The 4,883-nt window shown below is 46.7% G+C and carries 4 protein-coding genes; 1 reads left to right on the top strand and 3 read right to left on the bottom strand.

Features of this window, described 5'->3' with window-relative positions:
• Nucleotides 1-159 precede the first annotated feature (159 nt).
• Nucleotides 160-1,080, top strand: coding sequence for a LysR family transcriptional regulator (locus tag PX481_RS15025; RefSeq protein ID WP_002757696.1), 921 nt, complete (start codon nt 160-162; stop codon nt 1,078-1,080).
• A 48-nt stretch (nt 1,081-1,128) separates the two neighbouring features.
• Here the strand turns inward: PX481_RS15025 and ftsH4 are convergent, their stop codons facing one another.
• From ftsH4 to PX481_RS15010, 3 genes are all read right to left on the bottom strand, one after another.
• On the bottom strand, nt 1,129-3,006 hold the full coding sequence (gene ftsH4, locus PX481_RS15020; RefSeq protein WP_002757693.1) for an ATP-dependent zinc metalloprotease FtsH4: 1,878 nt from the start codon (nt 3,004-3,006) through the stop codon (nt 1,129-1,131).
• Nucleotides 3,007-3,083: 77 nt separating this feature from the next.
• Complete coding sequence (locus tag PX481_RS15015) at nt 3,084-4,268, bottom strand: tetratricopeptide repeat protein (RefSeq protein WP_002757692.1); 1,185 nt, start codon at nt 4,266-4,268, stop codon at nt 3,084-3,086.
• 134 nt (nt 4,269-4,402) lie between these two features.
• Nucleotides 4,403-4,883 (bottom strand): RNA-guided endonuclease InsQ/TnpB family protein (locus tag PX481_RS15010; protein ID WP_288094873.1); only part of this gene is annotated, 481 nt, incomplete at its 5' end.

Here is a 4,883-nt window from a genome sequence, read left to right as displayed (position 1 = left end):
TAAATTGAGTTTAAATCGATATATCTTTACAAAAGTATTGATTTAAACCTATGATATAAGCGGGGTGGGGAGGTTTTTACTCGTTCCCCTCCATTCCTGCTTCTGTTTAGCAAAGCTCCTCAAGGCAGTAACAGAAGTGTAGCTCTCTAGAGGCCTCTCTTGATTCACGCCACTTTACATCAACTGATTGTCTTTGAAGCGACCGCTCGTCATGGCAGTTTCACCAGGGCTGCTGAAGAACTATCGATCACCCAACCCACCGTTTCCACCCAGATGAAACAACTGACTAAATCAGTGGGTTTACCCTTATTTGAACAGATAGGCAAACGTTTGTATTTAACCGAGGCTGGACGCAGTTTATTAGTCACCTGCCAGGCAGTCCTCAAGGATCTTGATAACTTTGAGATGGCGATCGCTGATATCAAGGGCATTAAACAGGGTAAACTGCGTTTAGCGGCGGTATCCACAGCCCAATATTTAATCCCTCAAATCCTAGGTCCTTTTTGTCAACAGTACCAAGGGGTGGATGTGTCCCTAGAATTGACCAATCACCAAGACCTAGAAACAAGGATGATCAATAATGTTGATGACCTATATATTTTAAGCGAACCCCCCCAAGAGCTAAACCTAGAGATTCGACCGTTTCTGGAAAATCCCCTCGTGGTTATTGCTCGCAAAGATCACCCCCTAGCGGGACAGAAAAAAATTCCGATTAAACGACTGCAAGGGGAACCTTTTATTATGCGGGAAATGGGATCGGGAATTAGACGGGCAGTACAGCAAATTTTTCTCGACCATGGCATCACCGTATCTCTGCGTTTGGAAATCGGCAATAATGAAGCCATTAAACAAGCGATCGCTGGTGGTTTAGGAATTTCAGTTCTGTCTCAGCACGTCTTAAATTTAGATAATCCCAATGGGGAATTTACCATCCTTGACGTGCAAGATTTTCCCATCCAACGCCATTGGTATGTGGTTTATCCCAAGGATAAAAAACTATCTGTGATCGCCAAGACTTTTCTGGATTATCTCCTCAATATTCAGCCCCAATCCCTCTTAAAGGTCAAAATTTCTAGATGAGAAACCCCATCTTTGTTGAAGATGGGGTAAGGTAAAAATCAAATCAATCTAAACAGTAACAGGTTCTCGATCGAGGGGTTTAACGCGATCGAGCAGTGCTTGCAACTGTTCCCCTTCAATCACCTCTTTACTGAGGATTTCTTGGGCAATTTCTTCGAGCAAATCGCGATTTTGAGCAAGGATATCCAGGGCCTGCTGATGACCATTTTCGACAATCTCTTTCACTTCATTATCGATCGCTTTGGCCGTATCATCGCTCACCAAGCGCCGGGGATTCATCATACCATCTCCCAGAAAACTATTCTGTTGACCTTTTTCGTAGGCCAGGGGACCTAAGGTCTTACTCATACCATAAGTAGTCACCATGCGTTCGGCCAAATCCGTCGCCCGCTGTAGGTCATTAGCTGCCCCAGTAGTAATACTACCAAAGATAATTTCCTCGGCGGCCCGACCACCTAAAAGAGTAGCAATTTGGTCGCGTAATTCCGTATCATCCATAAGGAAACGGTCTTCCGTGGGCATTTGCAGGGTATAACCGAGGGCTGCCATGCCGCGAGGGACGATCGAAATCTTAGCAACTTTACCACCCCCCGGCATAACTGCACCGACGAGAGCGTGACCAACTTCGTGATAAGCGACGATTTTCTTCTCTTTTTCCGAGAGAACCCGGCTTTTCTTCTCTAAACCGGCCACTACCCGCTCGATTGCCTCATTAAAGTCCTCTTGGGCGACGGTGCTGCGTTGATTGCGGGCTGCCAATAAAGCGGCCTCATTGACTAGATTAGCTAAGTCAGCACCAGCAAAACCAGGGGTGCGGGTAGCAATCTGTTTTAAATCCACATCTGAGCCTAATTTTACCTTACCTGCGTAGATTTCGAGGATTTTTAAGCGTCCAGCCAGATCGGGGCGATCAACTAACACTTGGCGATCAAAACGGCCAGGGCGTAAAAGGGCGGGATCAAGAGTTTCTGGGCGATTAGTAGCGGCCAGCACGATTACCGTCGCATCACCAGCGTTAAAACCGTCCATTTCCGTCAATAATTGGTTTAAAGTCTGTTCCCGCTCATCGTTACCCCCCATAAAATTACCGTTAGCGCGAGATTTACCAATCGCGTCTAATTCATCGATAAAAATAATACAGGGGGCTTTTTTCTTGGCCTGTTCAAACAGATCTCGCACTCGGGCCGCACCTGCACCGACAAAGAGTTCCACGAATTCCGAACCTGAGATACTAAAGAAAGGAACTCCCGCTTCTCCCGCGACTGCTTTTGCCAGCAGGGTTTTTCCTGTCCCCGGCGGACCGACTAGGAGGACACCCTTGGGAATCCGCGCCCCGATTTGAATGTAACGTTGGGGATATTTGAGAAATTCGACGATTTCGGCCAATTCGGTTTTCGCTTCTTCCACACCGGCCACATCTTCAAAAGTGGTTTTGGTGGTGTCTCCTTCCACATAGACTTTAGCGCGACTTTTGGTAATCGATAAAGCCCCGGCTGGACCACCGCCACCGCTGCGAGCGAGGAAAAATTGCCAAATACCAACAAAAATCAGGGGAGGAATCACCCAACTAAGAACACTACCAATCCAGCCATTTTTTGGCGGTGGTGCGGCGGCGAATTCTACGCCCTTAGCTTCTAGACGTTTGGGCAATTCTAGGTCAAAAATCGGTGTAGTGCTGAAAATTCGTCCGTAGTTGCCCTCTTGGTCGTTTTTAAGCTGATAACGAATCTCATTCTGTCCCACGGATACCCTAGCGACGTTACCATCTTCCACTTGGTCGATAAAAAGACTATAGGGAACTTTGGGGACGCTAGGGCCAAATAATTGCGGGAAAAGAAGGTTAACAATCAGAAATAAGCCGCCTACGGCTAATAAAACATTACCGATCAGGCGAGATTGTGAAGGAGGTTTGCTTTTTATACTCATTGCTGGGCCTGATTGATTAAAATTAGTCTCTATCCTCTCCTCATTGTAGGCTGTTGACTGCTCAAGTTCAGATTGAATCAGGCGGGGGGATTACCGTCGTCTTCGGGCGGTTTTTGCCCTAGTAAAGCCTCTAGACGGGTTTGGGCAAGCTCAAAATCCGGCACAATCCCTAAAGCTTTTTGATAACAGGCGATCGCTGCTTGGGTTTCGCCTAAATTTTCTAGGGTACTGCCGCGATTGTACCAAGCTTGATAAAAATTATCGTCCGCTTCTAGCACCTGTTGCCAACATTCTAACGCTTCTTGCCAACGTTGCAGTCCGTATAGGGCGCTGCCTCTAGCGTTAATGACTTGGTGATCGTTGGGGGTGATTTCTAGGGCGCGATCATAACTATTTAAAGCTTCTTCGTAGTTACCAATCATGGCTAAGGCACCACCACGATTATGCCAGGCCGAGGCTAATTGGGGATCGATCGTCAAGGCCTGTTCCCAATCGGCGATCGCATTTGACCAATTGCCTAAATTTGCCTGTTCTAAGCCCTGATTAAACCAATCTTCGGCAGTTTCAGGGTTTTTAGCTTCCTGGGGGGAAAATTGAGCGATGAGACTATCAATAATGCTTTCTGCGTCCTTATTTTCGATGCCCAATTGTTCGGCCATTTGCCCGGCTAGGGTAGGATCGTTTTGCAGACGGTCAAATAATTCATCGAGGGTGAGGGTTTCTAATTGGGGATTTTCTGGGTCATTACCGTTAAAATCGCTAGTTTCACCCGAATATAAGAAATTTTCTGGGGTTTGCGGCTGGGAATAACTGCCCGGGTCCTCATCGTCGCCGGCGTATTCCCAGATTAAAGTGGCAGTTTCTTTGGTGTAGAGTTGATAACCGATCTCGTAGGAAGCTTCACCAATACGTTCAATCCCGGGGAAAGCGCGAGCTAATTCTCCCAAACGGATCATTCTGGTGGCGAGAAGTTGGTTAAGGGAAGCGGAGGATTGCAGACGGCTCCCAAAGCGCTCTAACCATTCTACCCAATCTTTTTGCCGACCTCGATCGCCCAATTTCTCAAAAAATCTCAGAATTCTGCCTTCGTGCCAACCGTGGGACACTCCATCGAGTAACTGCATATAGAGAAACTCGTAGTCTGTATCGGTTAGGGGAACAGATTCGATCGCTTGTACTCTCCCCTTTCCCCCTTGTCCCCCCAAAAGTCGGGTAAAAAAGTTTTCGATCGCACGCCAAAGTTTTCTTAAAAGTCCCTGCATTCTAATCTCGACACTGGTTTTATTAATCTTGCAAGCATCACCCAATTAGTCTAGCAGTTATCAGTTATCGGGGATTGACTCTCCCCCGCTAACCGCTCGCGCGGTGTAGCGGGGGATTCTCGGTTCTTAGGCTTTTAACTAGATCGACCGAGTTTAACCCAGTCGATCCCCGTCAAATCGCCTCCGCAAGCGTTTTCTAACACGGTCAGTCCGACCGCATTTTTTCCTCGGTTCTCAATTACCTTTGCTGATGCCGTATCTCTTGGTTCAATGTGGCCGCAAGAATCACACCGGTGAACTCTTTCCGATAACGCTTTTTTACCAGTAATTGCGCCACAATTCGGACACTCTTGCGAGGTTCCGTTTTTATCAACCTTAAGATAATATTTTCCCCGTTTCCAAGCGACAAACGGTAATATCTCGTTAATAAAACTACCGATACCTGAATCCAGAGATTGTTTTCTAACGATCCCTCTAGACCAGGAAACGAAGTTAATATCTTCAAGGTAGATGTTATCAGCGATATCACAAAGGTAATGAGCTAGTTTAAAGTGCCAATCTCTACGAGTATTAGACACTTTTTCAGGTAATCTTGCTATCTTCTCTTGGAGTTTC

It is taken from the genome of Microcystis sp. M53603_WE2 (genome assembly GCF_030065435.1).
The sequence above is the reverse complement of the archived record's forward strand: the minus strand, read 5'-3'. Positions and strand labels throughout refer to the sequence as shown.